The sequence below is a fragment of the Streptomyces sp. NPDC059785 genome, assembly GCF_042732375.1.
Taxonomy (GTDB): Bacteria; Actinomycetota; Actinomycetes; order Streptomycetales; family Streptomycetaceae; genus Streptomyces.
Genome location: NZ_JBHWHV010000011.1, coordinates 130,502 through 148,503, shown reverse-complemented (window position 1 = coordinate 148,503; position 18,002 = coordinate 130,502). Strand labels below are relative to the sequence as shown.

Genomic DNA, 18,002 nt, shown 5'->3' with positions numbered 1-18,002 from the left:
AAAGGTAAAGGCGTGCCATGGGGAGGTCAACGGGTCCGGCGGGACAAAGGCGAGGGGTGCGGGACAAAGGCAGCGGAGGGCACACTCCGGCCAGGGCGCGTCTCGGCTAGCGTCGACGCATGACCGGCAGCGCCACCTTCACCGATGCCCTCGCCCGCGGCACCCTCGTCCTGGACGGCGGGCTCTCCAACCGGCTGGAGGCGGCCGGGCACGAGCTGAGCGACGAGCTGTGGTCGGCGCGGCTGCTCGCCGACCGGCCGGACGCGATCACCGAGGCGCACCTCACCTACTTCCGGGCCGGCGCCGACGTGGCGATCACCGCGAGCTACCAGGCCACCTTCGAAGGGTTCGCCCGGCGCGGTATCGGGCGGGAGCGGGCGGCCGAGCTCATGGGCCGCAGTGTCGAGTTGGCGCGCGCTGCGGCGCGGCGCGCGCGGGCGGAGGGCGTCGCCAGGCCACTGTGGGTCGCCGCGTCCGCGGGACCGTACGGGGCGATGCTCGCGGACGGCTCCGAGTACCGGGGGCGGTACGGGCTCAGCGCCGGTGAGCTGGAGCGGTTCCACCGGCCGCGGCTCGAGGTGCTGGCCGGGGCGGGCCCCGACGTGCTGGCCCTGGAGACCGTGCCGGACGCCGAGGAGGGGGCGGCGCTGCTGCGGGCGGTGCGCGGGCTCGGCGTACCGGCCTGGCTCTCGTACTCCGTGGCCGGTGACCGCACCCGCGCCGGGCAGCCGCTGGCGGAGGCGTTCGCCCCGGCCGCCGACGCCGACGAGGTGATCGCGGTCGGCGTCAACTGCTGCGCCCCGGCGGACGTGCCCGGCGCGGTGGAGACGGCGGCGCGGGTCACCGGCAAGCCGGTCGTGGTCTACCCCAACAGCGGTGAGCGCTGGGACGCGGCGGCCCGTGCCTGGGACGGCCGCGCGACGTTCTCCGCCGCGCAGGTCGCGGGGTGGGAGCGGGGCGGGGCGCGGCTGATCGGGGGGTGCTGCCGGGTGGGGCCTGACGCCGTGTCCGGCATCTCGGAGCTGCTGCGGGGCGGGTGAGTCCACCCGTCGGGACCGATCGGCCGCGTGGGTGTGCGGCCGCGTGGGTGTGCGGGTGCCCGGGTGTGCGGGTGCCCGGGCGTGCGGGTGCCCGGGCGGGTCGGCTCCCGTAATCTCCCGGGCGGAAAACGCTGTCTACGGGGAGGTATCCCGCTCATGCCCATCGGTCCCCTCCACCCCACGCCCGGCGCGGCCGGCGCGCTGCGGCCCGCGTCCGCCGCGCGCATCACCGGCGGGTTCTGGGCCGCCCGGCGCCGCACCAACGCCGAGGTGAGCCTTCCGCAGGGCCCCGGCCGGCTCGAGGCGGCCGGCAACCTGGCCAATCTGCGGGCGGCGGCCGACGGCACGGACACCTTCACCGGCGACTTTCCGTTCCAGGACTCCGACGTGCACAAGTGGCTGGAGGCGGCGTCGTGGCAGCTTGCCGAGACTCCGGAACTGGGCGACGATGTCGATAAGTTGACCGAGCTGCTGGCCGCCGCGCAGGGTGCCGACGGATATCTCCAGACCTACTACCAGGTGGCCCACCCCGACCGGCGCTGGCGCGAGCTCGGCTGGGGGCACGAGCTGTACTGCGCGGGGCATCTCATACAGGCCGCCGTCGCCCATCACCGGACCACCGGACGGACGGAACTGCTCGGCGTGGCCGAGCGGTTCGCCTCGCATGTCGACGCCACCTTCGGTCCCGGCAAGAAGATCGACGGTGTCTGCGGGCATCCCGGGATCGAGACGGCCCTCGTCGAGCTGTACCGGGAGACCGGCGAGCGGCGCTGGCTGGATCTCGCCACGTACTTCGTCGACCGGCGCGGTCACGGGCTGCTCGACGCGGACGTCAACCTCCATCTGGGCAAGGCCTACTGGCAGGACCACACCCCGGTCCGGGAGACCACCGCTGTCACCGGGCACGCGGTGCGGCAGCTCTATCTGCTCGCCGGTGTCACCGATCTGGCCGCCGAGACGGGGGACACGCAACTCCGGTCCCTTCTTGAACGGCTCTGGGACGGCATGGTGGCCGGCAAGACGTACCTGACCGGCGGGCTCGGGGCGCGGCACGAAGGCGAGTCGTTCGGCGACCCCTTCGAGCTGCCGCCCGACCGCGCGTACGCGGAGACCTGCGCTGCCATCGCCTCCGTCCACTGGTCCTGGCGGATGGCGCTGCTGACCGGCGAGGCGAAATACTCCGACCTGGTCGAGCGGACGCTGTTCAACGGCTTCCTCTCCGGGGTCGGCCTCGACGGCGAGACCTGGCTGTACGTCAATCCGCTCCAGGTCCGCGAGGACTACGACGGCGCCCACGCGGACGACCAGTCGGCCCGCCGCACGCCCTGGTTCCGCTGCGCCTGCTGCCCGCCCAACGTGATGCGACTGCTCGCCTCGCTGCCCCACTACATGACGAGCGGGGACGGGGAGGGCTTGCAGGTTCATCAGTACGCGTCCGGCACGTACACCGCCGGGGGCGGGACCCTGCGGGTGGAGACGGGCTATCCGTGGGACGGGCGGGTCGTGGTGACGGTGGAGGCGGTTCCGGACGAGCCGTGGGCTCTCTCACTGCGGGTGCCGTCCTGGTGTACGGACGTTGCGGTGGAGGCGTCCTGGGGTGAGGAACTGTCGGCCACCGTCGCGGGTGGGAGCGTGGGCAGCGGTGGGAGCGCGGGCAGCGGTGGGTGGTGGCGGGTGCGGCGGCGCTGGGCGGTGGGCGACGCCGTCACCCTCCGGCTCGGTATGGCGCCCCGGCTCACCCGGCCCGATCCTCGCGTGGACGCCGTTCGCGGGTGCGTCGCCGTCGAGCTGGGGCCGCTGGTCTACTGCCTGGAGGGTGTTGATCAGCGGGCAGGGGTGCGGATCGATGATCTTGTTCTGTCCGTGGACGCTCCGCTGACGGCTACACACCACGCGGATCTGCTCGGCGGCGTCACCGTCGTCACGGCCGGCGGACGCCGGAGGAGCGACGGAGTTTGCGTACCATTGACAGCGGTGCCGTACCACGTCTGGGCGAACCGGGGCGCGGGGCCGATGCGGGTGTGGCTTCCGCACGTGTGAGCGCCGCCTGCCACAGGGCCATCTCCTGGTCGCGCAGGCCGTGCACGACATCCGCCTGCGGTCCGCCGCGGAACACTCGCACCGGGTGCGTCCCGTCCCAGGCGGGCCAGCCGGGGTGGCCCTCGACCGCGAACCTCACCCACGCCGAGTGCATCGCGGTCGCCAGCTCCCGCGGCGCGCCGGGTCCCGCCAGTCGCTCCGCCTCCGGCACCCCTGCGGTGTCGAAGACGAAGCCCAGCTCCAGGGCGTGGCAGGCGCCCAGGTCCAGGTCCGGCACGTTCGACGGCCAGCCGAACTCGTAGACGTACGTGGGGGCGTGGCCGGTGCGGGACTCCGCGAGGCGGTGCAGCGGCACCCTCAGGAGGTAGTCGGTGACCAACTGGCCGACCACCTCCGAGGTGCGGGCGTCGGGGTGGGCGGCACGGTAGCCGCGGGCCACCTCCGGGCCGCAGTGGCAGCGAGCCATCGCACCGGCCAGGGCCACCGCGCCGAGCCGGTCGATGCGCTCCAGCATGCCGGTGGGCGCGAGCCACAGCCGGTACTCCTCGCTGGTCCAGCCGGCCAGTACGGCGATGTCCCGGGCGGCGCCGTCGAGCAGCGCCCGCAGCGGGTCACGGGGTACCAGGTCGCCGTCGACGACGATGCCGAAGGCCGGGCCGCCGAGGACCGGGCTGGCCCGGCGGCCGACCTCGGCCTGCGCCTCCGCCAGCAGGGGGCGGTCGACCGCGGCGAAGGCGGCGGCGGTCGCGGGAATTCTCAGGCGGGCCGCCATCCGCCGCACCAGGCGCCTGACCTTCTCCCGGTCCGTGGCCTCCGGCGGGCCGCTCTGGAGGACCGCCCGGTGGAACAGGCCCTGTGCGCGCGGGCTCGCCAGCAGCGCGCCGATGCTGATCGCGCCCGCCGACTCGCCGAAGACCGTCACCCGGTCCGGGTCGCCGCCGAACGCGGTGATCGACTCGCGCACCCACTGGAGGGCGGCGAGCTGGTCGTGCAGGCCCAGGTTGGGCGGCGCGTCCGGGAAGAGGCCGTAGCCCTCCACGCCGAGGCGATAATTGAAGGAGACGAGGACGACGCCGTCGCGGGCGAAGGTGCTGCCGTCGTAGACGGGGACGGCGGACGAGCCCCGGGTGAGGGCGCCGCCGTGGATCCACACCATGACCGGCAGCCGGGCGCCCGGGTCCGGGTCCGGGGTCCACACGTTGAGGTTGAGGCAGTCGTCGCCCGCCACGACGGGGTCCGACAGCAGCCGCGCGAACGCCTCGGAGTACGGGGGTTTGGGCGGGGTCGGGCCGAAGGTGCCCGCGTCGCGCACGCCGTGCCAGGGCTCGGGCGGGGCGGGGGGACGGAAGCGGTGCGGGCCGAACGGCGGGGCGGCGAAGGGGATGCCGCGGAAGACCGCGGCGCCCTTCTCGTACCGGCCGCGTACGGCTCCGTACGGGGTGGGGACCACCGGTTCCTCGTGCCTGCCGTTCTCTTGTTCCATGCAGCCGCCCTCTCCTCGGCACCGTGCGGGCGTCTGCCCGCGCTGTCACCGCATCACACCACGGCTTTCATCGTCTCCCGTCCGGGTTGCGGCCGCTTGCCGGGACGGGCGGCTCGGGGCGGGCGGTCCGTCGGCCGTGGTTCGCCGCGTCCGGTGGGTGGGCCGGGGCCGCGCCGGATTGCGGCTGCCGGTCGCGGGGAGGGTGACGGCAGCGCCCGTCCGTGCGATTGCGGCTGCGGGTGGCGGGCTGGCAGTCGCAAGTTTCGGGGGCGGGAATCCCGGGATCTCCGCGCTCTTCCGGGCGATGGGCGGGCGGCTCTACTGTAGGGCGCATAGGAAGCGCTTTCTATGCTTCCCGTGCGGCGTACGCCTGTCCCTCGCGCCTGGAGGCGCGACGCGGGCGGCCGAAACTTTCGCGGCCCTCGGGACAGGGCCTGAGGGGTGGTTGTCGATGGTCCGTAGCGGGAGCGTGTCGGCCGGGCCGACGCTCGCGGTCGTCGCACGCGCGGCCGGTGTCTCCGTGCCGACGGCCTCGAAGGTCGTCAACGGGCGGGAGGACGTCGCCCCGGAGACCCGGAAGAGAGTCACCGAGGCCCTCGACCGGCTCGGCTACGTGCGCCGGCCCCGCCTCGACGCGGTCAGGCCGCCCGGTCTCGTCGATCTGGTGCTGCACTCGCTGGACACCTCGCGGTCCGGCGCGGTGCTGCACGGCGTCGAGCACGCGGCGCACGACGCGGGTCTCGACGTGGTGGTCTCGGCCGGACTGACCCGCGCGCGGGGCGGCCGGCCCGAACGCGGCTGGCTGGACAAGCTCATCGCCCGCGGCTCGGCCGGTGTCCTGTTCCACCTGGCCGAGCTCACCGTCTCCCAGTACGCCTGGCTGGAGCAGCACCGCATCCCCTTCGTGATGATCGACCCGATGCGCGAACCGCCGCCGGGCGTGGTCTCGGTCGGCGCCGCGAACTGGCACGGCGGGCTGCTGGCCACCGAGCATCTGCTCGCCCTCGGCCACCGGCGGATCGCCGTCGTCGGGGGCCACCGGCGCAAGGTCCGCGACGGCGCGCGGATCGCCGGGTACCGTTCCGCGCTCGCGGCGGCCGGGCTCCGCCACCGGCCCGAGTACGTCCGCCACGGCGGCTTCGACGAGACGGTCGCCCGCCGCCGTACGCAGCAGCTTCTGGACCTGACGGAGCCGCCCACCGCCGTCTTCGTCTGTTCCGACCGGATGGCCCTCGGCGTCTACCAGGCGCTGGCGGAGCGGGGGTTGCGGGTGCCCCAGGACATCAGCGTGGTGGGGTTCGACGATCTGCCCGAGGCCCGGTGGGCCACGCCCGCGCTGACCACCGTGCGCCAGCCGCTGTCGGAGATGGCGGCCACGGCGCTGCGGCTGCTCGTCCGCATGATGGCCGGCGACCGGCCCGAGGGCACCCGCACCGAGCTGTCCACCCGGCTCGTCGAACGGGCCAGCACGGCGCCGCCCGCGCGGTGACGAGCCACGATTGAACGGAACCCGCCTACGGGCCGTACGGAGTACGGAGTGACGGCGGGATCTTTCCGAGCCCGGTCCGCCGCGCCATCACCGGGCTACGCACGGAAGGAACTTCGGGTTGTCTCTCTCCTCGCGGTCACAGCAACATCCGGACACGGGCACGGATGCAGACACGGGCCATCCGGACACGGGCACGGATGCAGACACGGGCACGGAAGCGGGGGCAGCGGCCGGGGTGTCCGAAGAGGGAGCGGCAGTCGGGGCGGTCATGGGCGCAGGCTGGCGTGCCCGGTATCCCGCGGTGGCCCGTGGTGTCACCGTCACCGTCAGCTTGCTCTCGTTCGCGCTCGTCATGCTCGCCCTGCTGCTGCCCAACCGGCTCTCCGGGTTCCACCCCGCCGAGTTCACCCGGCTTCCGGGGGAGGCCGTGTTCGGGGCGGCGTTGCTGCTCGTGCTTCCGCGCAGACCCCGCATCGTGGTGGCCGTGCTCGCCGGGGCCTGCCTGGGCGCGCTGACCGTGCTGAGCCTGCTGGACATCGGGTTCAGTCAGTTCCTCGGGCGCGGGTTCAACATGGTGCTCGACTGGTCGCTCTTTGGTGACGCCGAGTCCTATGTGAAGGATTCTTTGGGGGCGGCGGGTGCGACCGTTGCCGTGGTTGCCGTTGTGGTCATCATTCTTGCGCTCTTTGCGTTGCTCGCTCTTGCCGTTGTCCGGCTCGGGAATGTGATGGCCCGGCACAACGCCGTGGCTACGCGTACGGTGCTCGCGCTCGGGACCGTCTGGGTGCTGTGCATGGAGACCGGGGCGCAGTTCGCCGGCGTGCACGTCGCCGCCGACCACGCCGCGGGGCTCGTGCAGTACCGGGTGCGTGCGGTGCGCGACACGCTGCGCGACGAGGCCGCCTTCGAGGAGCAGGCCAAGCACGACAAGTTCGGCAGCACACCGCCCGGTCAGCTGCTGACCGGCCTCCGCGGCAAGGACATGATGTTCACCTTCATCGAGAGCTACGGCCGCAGCGCGGTGGAGGACCCGGTCACCGCGCCCGGCGTCGACGCCACCCTGACCGCCGCGACCGAGAAGCTGGCCGACGCCGGGTTCGCCGCCAGGAGCGGCTGGCTCACCTCGGCCACCTATGGCGGCAACAGCTGGCTGGGGCACTCGACCTTCCTGTCCGGGCTCTGGATCGACAACCAGCAGCGCTACCGCACCGTCACCTCCAGCGACCACCTGAGCCTCACCCGCGCCTTCCAGAAGACCGGTGCCTGGCGGACGGTCGGCATCATGCCTGGCGTTCAGAAAGGCTGGCCCGAGGCCAAGTACTTTGGACTGGACAATGTCTACGACTCTACTGAACTCGGTTACAAGGGGCCCAAGTTCAGTTGGTCCACCATGCCCGATCAGTACGCCCTGACCGCCTTCGAGCGGCTGGAGCATGGGAAGAAGCATGACAAGCCATTGATGTCGGAGATCATTCTGACTTCCAGTCATCAGCCTTGGGCGCCCATTCCGAAGACCGTTCCGCAGGACGAGGTCGGGGACGGCTCCATCTACAAGGGGATCGAGAAGGCCGGCAAGAACCCCGCTGACGTCTTCTACGACTCCACCAAGGTCAAGCAGGAGTACGGCAAGTCCATCCAGTACTCGGTGAACAGCCTCATCGACTACGTCACCCGGTACGGGACCAAGGACACCGTGCTCGTCTTCCTCGGCGACCACCAGCCCATGGCCCGGGTCAGCGGCGAGGACTCCGACCGCGACGTGCCGTGCGCGATCGTCGCCCGCGACCCGAAGGTGCTGGACAAGATCGCCGACTGGGGGTGGTCGGACGGCCTCCAGCCCGGACACGACGCCCCTGTCTGGAAGATGAGTGCCTTTCGGGATCGGTTTCTGACGGCCTACGGTTCGACTCCCTCGTCCTGAGTGGTCGGGCGCGCGTGGTCACTGGGAGGCGCCTGCCGTCCAGGTGATTCCGCCCAGCACGTGAGCCTGGAAGTCCGGGTCTTCGTACGCCTCGGACGCGTGGCCCAGCGCCGTGTAGAACACCCTGCCCGCGCCCTGTTCGCGGCACCACACCAGCGGGTGGTCGGCGCCCATCCCGCCGCCGTCGTACGAGGACTCGTCGGCGGCGGCCAGCACGCGCACCGCGCTCCGGGGGCTGCTCCGGAAGTCGTACCACTCGTCCGTGACGGGCCAGACCGGCGGCAGGTGCCGCGTCGCCGGGTGGTCGCGGTCCTCGACGACGACCTTGCCCGGCTGGTACTCGGGGTGCCGGGCGAAGCGCGCCCCGAGCAGTTCGCCGTAGAACGGCCAGTCGTACTCGGTGCAGGCTGCCGCGTGCACTCCGGCGAAGCCGCCGCCCGACTCGATGTACGCCCTGAGCCGGTCGCGGCCGCCGGGGGTCAGCACCTCGCCGCTGGTGGAGAGGAAGACGACCGCCGCGTACGGGTCGAGGGGGCGCTCGAACGCGCCGGGGTCCTCGGTCGCGTCGGCCGTGAAGCCGTGCGCCGCCGCGAGGGCGCGTACGGCGGCGACGGCGTCCGGGATGGAGGCGTGCCGGTAGTCGGTGGTCCGGGTGTAGAGGAGGAGGCGGGAGGTCATGGCGTCGAGCCTATGGCCGGTCCCCGTCACGGCTCCTGCGGTCCCTGGTCCAGGCGGAACGGCGGGTACACGTCCGTCATGAGCGCCGCGTAGGCCGTCACACGGGCGACCCAGCGGTGCAGGCCGATGTTCAGGTCGTACATGCCGTGCGGATAGCGGCCGGTGAAGAGGAGGGCTACGCCCGCGTAGAGGGCCAGGACGCCGGTGAGTCCGCCGGCGGCGTTCGGGCCGCCGATGAAGAACCCGGTCACCACCGACTGCGGCAGCACCAGCAGCCACCACTTGACCAGTACCAGGCCGCGGGAGAGCGGTCCGGGGCGGGCGATCTCCAGGTGCGCGGGGTAGTCCGGCACGTCCGCCAGGGTGAAGGGCGGATAGCGGTCCGTGGCGAGCGAGCCGTAGCCGTAGTACGCCACCCGCCAGGTCCAGCGCAGCACCCCGACGTTGAAGTCGAACAGGGTTCGCGGGTAATGAGTGGTGAACAGGATGGCGACGAAGGCGATGACCGTGACCAGCAGGAACGCTAGCCACAAGAAGGCCAGGATCAGGTAGTGCGGGATCGCCAGCAGCCACTTGACCAGCCAGAGCCAGCGGGACAGGCCCGGTTCGGGCTCGTGGCGGGCCTCCAGCGTGACGGGGCTGCAGGGCGGCACCCTCAGTTCGGTGGTCGGCTCGGTGGTCGGATATGTCATGCCGCTGCCTCCCCGTCACCGCACGGAACGGCATGGAACGGAATTGGACCTGCCGCTTTTCCCCCGGATATGCGATACGCGCGTTTTCTTTCCTGTACAACCGGGCGGGGATTGCGGCAAGGCACCCGGCCGGGACCGTGTCCGTTTCGTTCAAGACGGCCGCCGGGGCGCCGCCTAGCGTGGCCGGTATGACTCCACGATTCGATGTGATCGGCGTCGTCGTCTCCGACCTCGCCGCCTCGCTCGCCTTCTACCGGCGCCTGGGACTCGGATTCCCCGACGGTGCCGAGGACCAGCCGCATGTCGAGGCCGCGCTGCCCGGCGGGATCCGGCTGGCGCTCGACACCGAGGAGACGGTCCGGTCCTTCCATCCCGGGTGGCGTCCGCCGCACGGTGGCGGCCGGGTCTCGCTCGCCTTCCGCTGCGACAGCCCGGCGGAGGTCGACGCCGTCTATGCGGACCTGGTCGGCGCCGGACACCACGGCGAGCTCAAGCCGTGGGACGCCGTCTGGGGGATGCGGTACGCGGTGGTGCTCGACCCGGACGGCAACGGCGTGGATCTCTTCGCTCCGCTGCCGGTGACCGGCTAGGGGCTGGGCTGCATCAGAGGAGTTCGGCGAGTGTGGTGCCGGTCAACTGCCGTACCTCCCGGGACAGGTGGGGCTGGTCCGCGTAGCCGGAGCGGGCCGCCGTCAGCGCGAAGGACGTCCCGGTCCTGGCGAGGGCCAGGGCCCGCTGGAGGCGCAGGATCCGGGCCAGCGTCTTGGGGCCGTACCCGAACGCGGTCAGGGAGCGGCGGTGCAACTGGCGGGCCCCTAGGCCGAGCCGGTCCGCGGTCGCCGCTACGGGGCGGCCCGCGTCGAGCGCCGCCACCAGTTCCCGGAGCAGCGGATCGAAGGGGTCCGAGGCGGCGGCCCGCGCCAGGGCGATGTTCTCCAGCGCGTCGAGGGTGCGCGCCGGGGTCCCGGCCGCCCGGAGCCGGGCGGCGAGACGGCGCACCTCGGGGGCCTGCCAGAGGTCGGACAGTTCGACGCGGCGGTCCTTCAGTTCGTGCGCGGGGACGCCGAGGAGCGTGGGCGCGGTGCCGGGGAAGAAGCGGACGCCGGTCCAGCGGGCGGGTCCGCCCCCGGGGCGGTACGCGCGGGTGTCGGGGCCCGCGACGAGCAGGCGGTCGCCGTTCCACAGCAGGTCCATGCAGCCGTCGGGCAGGACGGGGCGGGCGTGCGGCGCGCCGGGCTCGTTCGTCCAGAGCACCGCGCCCGGCAGCCGGGACGGTCGTTGCGCGTACACACCGGCCAGGCTACGCCGCGCGTGTGCTCACTCGCCGGACGGCGACTCGCTTCCGTTGCGGTGCTGGTGGTGCGTGCTCTTGGCGTGGGTGCGCAGCCGGGACGTGACGTCCTCCGGGGGCAGGAAGCGCGACCAGCGTTCGGGGAACTCGGAGGGCATGTCCGGGTCGTCGGGGTCGGGGTCCACGGAGCGGGCGGCGGAGGCGCGGGCGATGTACTCGGCGACCTGGGCCTCGCGCAGGCGTTCGTTGGCGGCGCGGGCGGCGGCCGTGGCGGCGGCCGGCCAGACCCGGTCGATGGCGGCGTTGACCGCCGCGCCCACCAGGACGGCGAATGCTGAGACCCCGATCCACAGCAGGACGGCGACAGGTGCGGCGAGCGAGCCGTAGATCGTCGGGCCCTCGACCGTGTTCGTCAGGTAGATGCGGAGCAGGAAGCTGCCGAGCACCCACATGGCGAGGGCGACCAGGGCGCCCGGGACGTCCTCGATCCACGGGGAGCGGACCGGCACGGACACGTGGTAGAGGGTGGTCAGGAAGACGATGGACAGGACGATCACGACGGGCCAGTAGAGGACCTGTACGACGGTCGTCGACCACGGCACGATCTTCACCACGGCGTCAGGTCCGGCCACCATCAGCGGCAGCGCGACCGAGCCGATCAGCAGCGCCACGACGAAGAGCAGGAACGACATCACGCGGGTGGCGACGATGCCGCGGGTGCCGTCGAGTCCGTACATGACGGTGATGGTGTCGATGAAGACGTTCACCGCGCGGGAGCCCGACCACAGGGCGAACAGGAAGCCGAGGGAGATGACGTCGGGGCGGCCGCCCTTCATCACGTCGTCCAGGATCGGCTGCGCGATCTGGGTGACGCCCTTGTCGGACAGGACCGTGCGGGACGCCTCCAGCAGGTTGTTCTGGAGGCTGACGATGGTGTCGGCGCCGGTCCAGTCGTCCACGTAGCCGAGCAGCCCGATCAGGCTGAGCAGCAGCGGCGGGACCGAGAGCAGGGTGAAGAAGGCGGCCTCGGCCGCGAGGCCCAGGATCCGGTACTCCATGCACGAGTTGACGGTGTCCTTCAGCAGCAGCCAGGCGGTCCTGCGCTTGGAGACGTTGCGGTACAGGGCACGCGCGCGGTGGAGTCGGCCGCCGGGGCCCTCGGCTTGTTCACTTGCTGGCTGCACGCCCTAACGGTATCCGCACTTCCGGGCCGCACTCACCCTCCGGCGTGCGCCTTCACCGGGCGCGGGCGCCCTGTGGTGGGTGCGGACGCGATCGGGTCCCACGCTCCACGGAAGGCCCCGTTCCTCCCCCGTGGCCGCGTAATGCGGCAGAAAACCAGGCGCAACACAGCAGAAACCGGCACGGTATTCGAACGCTGTTTCTGTCATGGCCTCGACGGCCGAATTCCGGAGGGTCACAAGCGGAAGGCTCGGTGGTGTTTGCACTGCACATCCGGAAAGTTCCCCGGTCGGACGGGTACGCGGGACGGTGCGGCCATACGCGAGCAAAGGAGTCTATGTAACAGGAAAGCGACAGAGATTCGATGCTTCTTGAAACGCTCATGATCCTGCCGAAAGAATTCGGATTGCATTCCGCTGGGCACACCGTCACAGGAGAATGAGAAATACCGCCTGACCTGGCACTTCGCAGCCGCTCGGGCGCACGACCACGGGGGACATCACAGGGCCCTGACCCGGGCCCGGCCACGTCGCGATACCCGTGATCCGTGCGAGAACCGTACGGATCATTGTCGTGCTGCGCGCTGCCATTCCACGCGGTCAACCAACCCCCCATGACGAACAGAATCGTCTCCGATGCATTTCTGTACCGCGTTTTCTCAGCCGTCGTCCGGGCGCTCCGAAACCACACGTTCCACACGCATTTACAACACCGCCCGGATTCGCCGCGGCCGTGAACGACGGCCATGTCCCCACCGTATGCATTCCTGGAGGATTCCAGGAGACCGCGGACGGGACTTTCGCCGCCCACTCTCCGCGCTCCCCCCACTCCCCCCGCGCTCCCCCGTGACGCCGTGCGCCCCGGCGGCTCCGGCGAACCATCATTTAACAGCACATTTCAGCCAAAGTGTGTGACACATCAATCCAACCGGCGATCCATACCGAACAACCCGTAAGCACCGACAACCATCCCAAGGAGCTGAAGTGGTGGGAAAACCCAGCGAGGTCATAGCGGCCGACCCGGTCGAAGTCCCGGCCACCCGGGACGGGCACGCCCCCGCGGTGAACGGCGTCGCCACCGGCACGGAGCCGCTCCTCGCCGAGCTGCTGTCCGGCGTCCTGCGCGTCGACCGGGTGCCCCCGGACAGCCACTTCTTCGACGATCTCGGGGCGAACTCCCTGGTCATGGCGCAGTTCTGCGCACGCGTCAGGAAGCGGGACGATCTGCCGCCGGTATCGATCCGGGACGTCTACGCCCACCCGACCGTCCGTGACCTGGCGACGGCGCTCGACGAGGCGCCCCGGCAGGAGGAGACCCCGGCCCCGGCTCCGCCCGCCGAGGCCCCCGCGCCCGGCAGCACCCTCTGGTACGTCGTCTGCGGTGCACTGCAATTCCTGGTCTTCGCCGCCTACTGCTTCGTCGCCGGACTGACCGCCGTCGAGGGCTACGACTGGATCTCGGCCGGCTCCGGCGTGGCCGACGTCTACCTGCGGTCGGTGGTCTTCGGCGGCTGCGTCTTCGCCGGTGTCTGCACCTTGCCCGTGGTGGCCAAATGGGTGCTCGTCGGCCGCTGGAAGGAGCAGGAGTTCCCCGTCTGGAGCCTCGCCTACGTGCGGTTCTGGATCGTCAAGGCGCTGCTGCACGCCAACCCGATGGTGCTCATGGCGGGCAACCCGCTGTACGTGCTCTATCTGCGGGCCCTCGGCGCGAAGATCGGCAAGGGCGTCACCATCCTGTCCCCCGCCGTCCCGGTCTGCACCGACCTGTTCACCGCCGGGGCCGGCACGGTGATCCGCAAGGACTCGTTCTTCTCGTGCTACCAGGCGCACGCGGGCCGCATCAGGACCGGCCCCGTCACCCTCGGCAAGGACGTCTTCGTCGGCGAGAAGACCGTCCTCGACATCCACACCTCGATGGGCGACGGAGCCCAGCTCGGCCACACCTCCGCGCTGTACAGCGGCGTCTCGGTGCCGGCCGGCGAGCGCTGGCACGGCTCACCGGCCCAGCGCACGGACGTGGACTACGTACGCATCCCGCCGGTCCCCGGCTCCACCCTGCGCCGGTTCGGCTTCGGCCTGGCCACGCTGGTGCAGACCGTCTTCGTCTACATTCCGCTGCTGGTCGGCGGCGTCTACATCCTCGGCGCCCTGGCGCCCTCGCTGACCGCGCTGTTCAGCCCCGAAGAGCAGAGCCTCGGCTCACCGCGGTTCTACGCCGAGGCGCTGCTCCTGTCCGCCGGGATCTTCGTCGGCCTGCTGACCGTCGGCCTGTTCGCCATGACGGTCCTGCCGCGGCTGCTGAACCGGGTGATCGAGCCGGAGAAGGTCTATCCGCTGTACGGCTTCCACTACTCGGTGCAGCGCTCGATCGCCCGCCTGACCAACTTCAGGTTCTACAAGTGGCTCTTCGGCGACAGCTCGTACATCGTCCACTACCTGCGGCTGCTCGGGTACGACCTGACGCACGTGGAGCAGACCGGGTCGAACTTCGGCACCGAGATGCAGCACGAGACGCCGTACCTGGTCACCGTCGGCAGCGGCACGATGGTCGCCGACGGTCTCTCCGTCCTCAACGCGGAGTACTCCGGCACGTCGTTCCGCGTCTCCCGGACGACCATCGGGGCGCGCAGCTTCCTGGGCAACGCCATCGCCTACCCGGCGGGCGGGCGCACCGGCGAGAACGTCCTGCTGGCCACCAAGGTGATGGTGCCCCTCGACGGCGAGGTCCGCTCGGGCGTGGGCCTGCTGGGCTCCCCGCCCTTCGAGATCCCCCGCACGGTGGAGCGGGACAGCCGCTTCGACCACCTGCGCGACGGGGCCGAACTCAAGCGCAGGCTGTCCTCGAAGAACCGGCACAACCTGCGCACGATGGGCCTGTTCCTGTTCCTGCGCTGGGTGAACACCTTCGCCCTGACGGTGATCGGCTTCGCCGCCTACGACCTGTACGGGACGCGGCCCGCCGCCGGCGGCGTCTTCGTCGGCGGCTCGATGGTGCTGAGCCTTGCGTTCACCACCGCCTTCTGGGTCCTGGTGGAGCGCGTCATCGGGCGGTTCCGGCCGCTGGAGCCGAAGCTGTGCTCGATCTACGACCCGTACTTCTGGTGGCACGAGCGCCTGTGGAAGGTGCCCGACCTCTATCTCAACGTGTTCAACGGAACGCCGTTCCGGAACCTGGTCTGGCGCCTGCTCGGCGTCCGGATGGGCCGCCGGATCTTCGACGACGGCGTCTACATCACGGAGCGCACGCTCGCCTCGATCGGCGACGACGCGACGCTCAACACGCACAGCAAGGTCCAGGCCCACTCGCAGGAGGACGGCACCTTCAAGTCCGACCACATCGTGATCGGCGACGGCTGCACCCTCGGGGTCGGCTCGCTCGTCCACTACGGGGTGTCGATGGGCGACGGTGCGGTGGTCGGCGCCGACTCCTTCCTGATGAAGGGCTCGGAGGTCCCGTCCGGCGCTTACTGGACCGGCAATCCCGCGGTGCCCGTGCGGCAGCGGTGCCGGTGACCGGCAGCACGACGAAGACAGCAGTGACCACGGTGGAGGGGGAACCGATGACGACCGAACGGACGAGGCAGGCGGAGGAGACGGAACAGGCCGGGGACGCCGGACGGGCGTACTGGCACGGGGTGCTGACCGCCGGGGGCCCGACCGCCCTGCCGCGCTGGTCCGCCGATCCGGCGCCGGGCGTCGCGGAGCACGAGGTGCCCGTACCCGACCGGCTGGTGCGGGACCTGCGGGAGCTGGGCGTACCGATCGGCACGGCGCTGCTGGCCGCGCACGCCAAGGTCCTCGCCGCGCTGTCCGGCGAGGCGGAGGTGGCCACCGGGCTCGTCGCCGGGGACGGCGGCAGGCCGCTGCCCTGCCGGCTCACGGCGGGCCCCGGCACCTGGCGGGAACTGCTGCTGCACGCCCACGCGGCCGAGGCCGGCCTGCGCGCGCACCGGCACTTCCCCGTCGACACGCTCCGCCTCGAACTGGGGCTGACCGAGGCGCCGTACGAGACGGTGCTCGACCCCGAAGGCAGCGGCGGGGAGCTCGACGAGGACACCGTGCTGCGGGTGGCGGCCGTACGGGCCACCGCGCCGGCGGGGGGCGCGCGGGACGGCGATCTGCTCGCCCTGCGGCTGCGGTACCGCACCGGCGTGCTGGACGCGGAGAGCGCCGCCAGGATCGCGGGCTACCACGTCACCGCGCTCGCCCTGCTCGGCGCGGGCCCGGACACCGACCACCGGCAGCGGGCGCTGCTGTCCGCCGCCGAGCTGCGCTTCCAGCTCGAAGGGCTCGCCGGGCCGGACCGGGAGCTGCCGGACCGCCGGGTGCACGAGCTGTTCGAGGAGCGGGTGGCGGCCCGGCCCGACGCGGTGGCGGCCGTGCACGACGGCGAGGTGTGGACCTACGCGGAGCTCAACTCCCGGGCCAACCGGCTCGGCCGGGCGCTGCTCGCCCGCGGGCTGCGCCCCGAGGACGTCGTCGCCGTGGTGATGGAGCGCGACCTGGACTGGCTGGCCGCCGTCCTCGCGGTGTTCAAGGCGGGCGGCGTGTACCTGCCGGTCGAGCCGGGTTTCCCCGCCGGGCGCATCGCGGCCACGCTGACCCGGGCCGGCTGCGGTCTCGTCGTCACCGAGCACGGCAGCACCGCCACGCTCGACGCCGCGCTCGCGGACACGGCGGGCGAAGCGGGCGGGCCGGGCGCGGTGAAGCTGTACGCCGACGCGGCGTACGCCGAGGGCCACGACGACGGTGACCTCGGAGTCACCGTCACGGCCGGACAGCTCGCGTACATCTACTTCACCTCCGGCTCGACCGGGGAGCCGAAGGGCGCGATGTGCGAGCACGCCGGGATGCTCAACCACGTCCTGGCGAAGATCGACGACCTGGGGATCGGCGCGGACACGGTGGTCGCCCAGACGGCGCCGCAGTGCTTCGACATCTCCCTGTGGCAGCTCGTCTCGGCGCTGGTGACCGGCGGCCGGACGCTGATCGTCGGGCAGGAGACGATCCTGGACGTCCCCGCGTTCGTGGACACCCTCGTACGCGGCCGGGTCGGCGTGGTCCAGCTCGTGCCCTCGTACCTGGAGGCCGTTCTCTCGGAGCTGGAGCAGCATCCGCGCGAACTGCCCGCTCTGCGCCGGGTGTCGGTCACCGGGGAGGCCGTGAAGCGGGAGACGGTGCAGCGCTGGTTCGCGGCCGGGCCCGGTATCGGGCTGGTGAACGCCTACGGCCTGACCGAGACCTCCGACGACACCAACCACGAGGTGATGGACCGGGTCCCGGACCACGCCCGGGTCCCGCTCGGCCGCCCCGTGGCCAACGTACGCGTCTACGTCGTCGACGAGCACCTGGCACCGGTGCCGCTCGGCGCGCCCGGCGAGATCGTCTTCTCCGGGGTCTGCGTCGGCCGCGGCTACGTCAACGACCCCGAGCGCACCCGGCAGGCGTTCCTGGAGGATCCGCACCGGCCCGGCGAGCGGCTGTACCGCAGCGGCGACCAGGGGCGCTGGCTGCCCGACGGCAAGCTGGAGTTCCTCGGCCGCCGGGACACCCAGGTGAAACTGCGCGGGTTCCGGATCGAGATCGGCGAGATCGAGGCGGCGCTGCTGCGGGTGCCCGGCGTACGGGACTGCGCGGTGGTCGTCGCCCGGGGCGCACGGCTGGTGGCCTTCTGCGCGGGCGGAATCCCGGTCGCCACCGAGATCCTGCTCGAACGCCTCGGCCGGTCGCTGCCCGCGTACATGGTGCCCTCCGCCGTCCACTGGCGCGAGAGCCTGCCGCTGACCGCGAACGGCAAGACCGACCGCAAGACGCTGACCGCGCTCGCCGGGGAACTCGACGTCGTCGAGGACGTGCTGCGCGAGCCGGTCACCGACGACGAACGGCGCATGGCCGCCGCGTGGGCCGAGGTCCTCGGCATCCCCGGGGACCGGATCGGCCGGCACGACGACTTCTTCGACCGGGGCGGCACGTCCCTGGCGGCGGTGAAGCTGGCGATCGCCCTGGACCGCGCGGTCTCCCTGAAGGACGTCACCCGTCACCCGGTCCTCGCGGACCTGGCCGGGCTGCTCGGACAACGGGCCGCCGACCGGGCCGCGAGCGAACGGCCGGCCCGCTGAGAACCGAACGGGCGGGCCGGATTCCCGACCTGTCAGCGCAGATCCGCACGACCGGCGAAATACCGAAA

General features: G+C 71.9%; 12 protein-coding genes. 7 read left to right on the top strand and 5 right to left on the bottom strand.

Translation table 11 applies throughout. The features are described 5' to 3' along the window. Positions 1-119 precede the first annotated feature (119 nt). Positions 120-1,040, top strand: a complete 921-nt coding sequence (gene mmuM, locus ACFV6E_RS11455; protein ID WP_385166907.1) for a homocysteine S-methyltransferase — start codon at positions 120-122, stop codon at positions 1,038-1,040. 156 nt (positions 1,041-1,196) lie between these two features. After that, positions 1,197-3,080 carry a glycoside hydrolase family 127 protein gene (locus ACFV6E_RS11450; protein WP_385460730.1) on the top strand — a complete coding sequence of 628 codons (1,884 nt, stop codon included), beginning with the start codon at positions 1,197-1,199 and terminating at the stop codon, positions 3,078-3,080. Here the strand turns inward: ACFV6E_RS11450 and ACFV6E_RS11445 are convergent. Beyond that, complete coding sequence (locus ACFV6E_RS11445) at positions 2,962-4,563, bottom strand: carboxylesterase/lipase family protein (protein WP_385460727.1); 1,602 nt, start codon at positions 4,561-4,563, stop codon at positions 2,962-2,964. The genes ACFV6E_RS11450 and ACFV6E_RS11445 overlap by 119 nt on opposite strands. Positions 4,564-5,014: 451 nt before the next feature. On the opposite strand from ACFV6E_RS11445, the gene ACFV6E_RS11440 reads away from it, so the two are divergent. Together ACFV6E_RS11440 and ACFV6E_RS11435 are read left to right on the top strand one after the other, a co-directional pair. Further along, complete coding sequence (locus ACFV6E_RS11440) at positions 5,015-6,052, top strand: LacI family DNA-binding transcriptional regulator (RefSeq protein ID WP_385166901.1); 1,038 nt, start codon at positions 5,015-5,017, stop codon at positions 6,050-6,052. 118 nt (positions 6,053-6,170) lie between these two features. Next, positions 6,171-7,973, top strand: coding sequence for a sulfatase (locus ACFV6E_RS11435; RefSeq protein ID WP_385460724.1), 1,803 nt, complete (start codon positions 6,171-6,173; stop codon positions 7,971-7,973). Between the two features lie 18 nt (positions 7,974-7,991). On the opposite strand, the gene ACFV6E_RS11430 is transcribed toward ACFV6E_RS11435, so the two are convergent. Together ACFV6E_RS11430 and ACFV6E_RS11425 are read right to left on the bottom strand one after the other, a co-directional pair. Continuing rightward, entirely contained in the window at positions 7,992-8,651 is a 660-nt protein-coding gene (locus ACFV6E_RS11430) for a ThuA domain-containing protein (protein WP_385460721.1), read from the bottom strand. A 26-nt stretch (positions 8,652-8,677) separates the two neighbouring features. Beyond that, a complete protein-coding gene (locus ACFV6E_RS11425) occupies positions 8,678-9,343 on the bottom strand; it encodes a DUF4389 domain-containing protein (protein ID WP_385460718.1) in 666 nt (221 codons plus the stop codon). A 188-nt stretch (positions 9,344-9,531) separates the two neighbouring features. Between ACFV6E_RS11425 and ACFV6E_RS11420 the strand changes: the two genes are divergently transcribed. Next, positions 9,532-9,933: a VOC family protein gene (locus ACFV6E_RS11420; protein WP_385460715.1), complete on the top strand. Its 402-nt coding sequence runs from the start codon at positions 9,532-9,534 to the stop codon at positions 9,931-9,933. 13 nt (positions 9,934-9,946) lie between these two features. Here ACFV6E_RS11420 and ACFV6E_RS11415 read toward each other — a convergent pair whose 3' ends face one another. Together ACFV6E_RS11415 and ACFV6E_RS11410 are read right to left on the bottom strand one after the other, a co-directional pair. Next, the gene (locus ACFV6E_RS11415) at positions 9,947-10,633 is read right to left on the bottom strand and encodes a helix-turn-helix domain-containing protein (RefSeq protein WP_385460712.1); all 687 of its coding nucleotides are present in this window, start codon (positions 10,631-10,633) and stop codon (positions 9,947-9,949) included. A gap of 27 nt (positions 10,634-10,660) precedes the next feature. Continuing rightward, positions 10,661-11,818 (bottom strand): YihY/virulence factor BrkB family protein, encoded by a 1,158-nt coding sequence (locus ACFV6E_RS11410; protein ID WP_385166893.1) that lies wholly within the window; start codon positions 11,816-11,818, stop codon positions 10,661-10,663. Between the two features lie 981 nt (positions 11,819-12,799). On the opposite strand from ACFV6E_RS11410, the gene ACFV6E_RS11405 reads away from it, so the two are divergent. After that, the gene (locus ACFV6E_RS11405) at positions 12,800-15,328 is read left to right on the top strand and encodes a Pls/PosA family non-ribosomal peptide synthetase (RefSeq protein ID WP_385460709.1); all 2,529 of its coding nucleotides are present in this window, start codon (positions 12,800-12,802) and stop codon (positions 15,326-15,328) included. A 47-nt stretch (positions 15,329-15,375) separates the two neighbouring features. Continuing rightward, the gene (locus ACFV6E_RS11400) at positions 15,376-17,934 is read left to right on the top strand and encodes an amino acid adenylation domain-containing protein (protein WP_385460706.1); all 2,559 of its coding nucleotides are present in this window, start codon (positions 15,376-15,378) and stop codon (positions 17,932-17,934) included. Positions 17,935-18,002 lie beyond the last annotated feature (68 nt).

Coding starts and splice junctions, on each gene's coding strand:
- mmuM (WP_385166907.1), top strand. CDS start 120: ATGACCGGCAGCGCCACCTTCACCGATGCCCTCGCCCGCGGCACCCTC.
- ACFV6E_RS11450 (WP_385460730.1), top strand. CDS start 1,197: ATGCCCATCGGTCCCCTCCACCCCACGCCCGGCGCGGCCGGCGCGCTG.
- ACFV6E_RS11445 (WP_385460727.1), bottom strand. CDS start 4,563: ATGGAACAAGAGAACGGCAGGCACGAGGAACCGGTGGTCCCCACCCCG.
- ACFV6E_RS11440 (WP_385166901.1), top strand. CDS start 5,015: ATGGTCCGTAGCGGGAGCGTGTCGGCCGGGCCGACGCTCGCGGTCGTC.
- ACFV6E_RS11430 (WP_385460721.1), bottom strand. CDS start 8,651: ATGACCTCCCGCCTCCTCCTCTACACCCGGACCACCGACTACCGGCAC.
- ACFV6E_RS11425 (WP_385460718.1), bottom strand. CDS start 9,343: ATGACATATCCGACCACCGAGCCGACCACCGAACTGAGGGTGCCGCCC.
- ACFV6E_RS11420 (WP_385460715.1), top strand. CDS start 9,532: ATGACTCCACGATTCGATGTGATCGGCGTCGTCGTCTCCGACCTCGCC.
- ACFV6E_RS11400 (WP_385460706.1), top strand. CDS start 15,376: ATGACGACCGAACGGACGAGGCAGGCGGAGGAGACGGAACAGGCCGGG.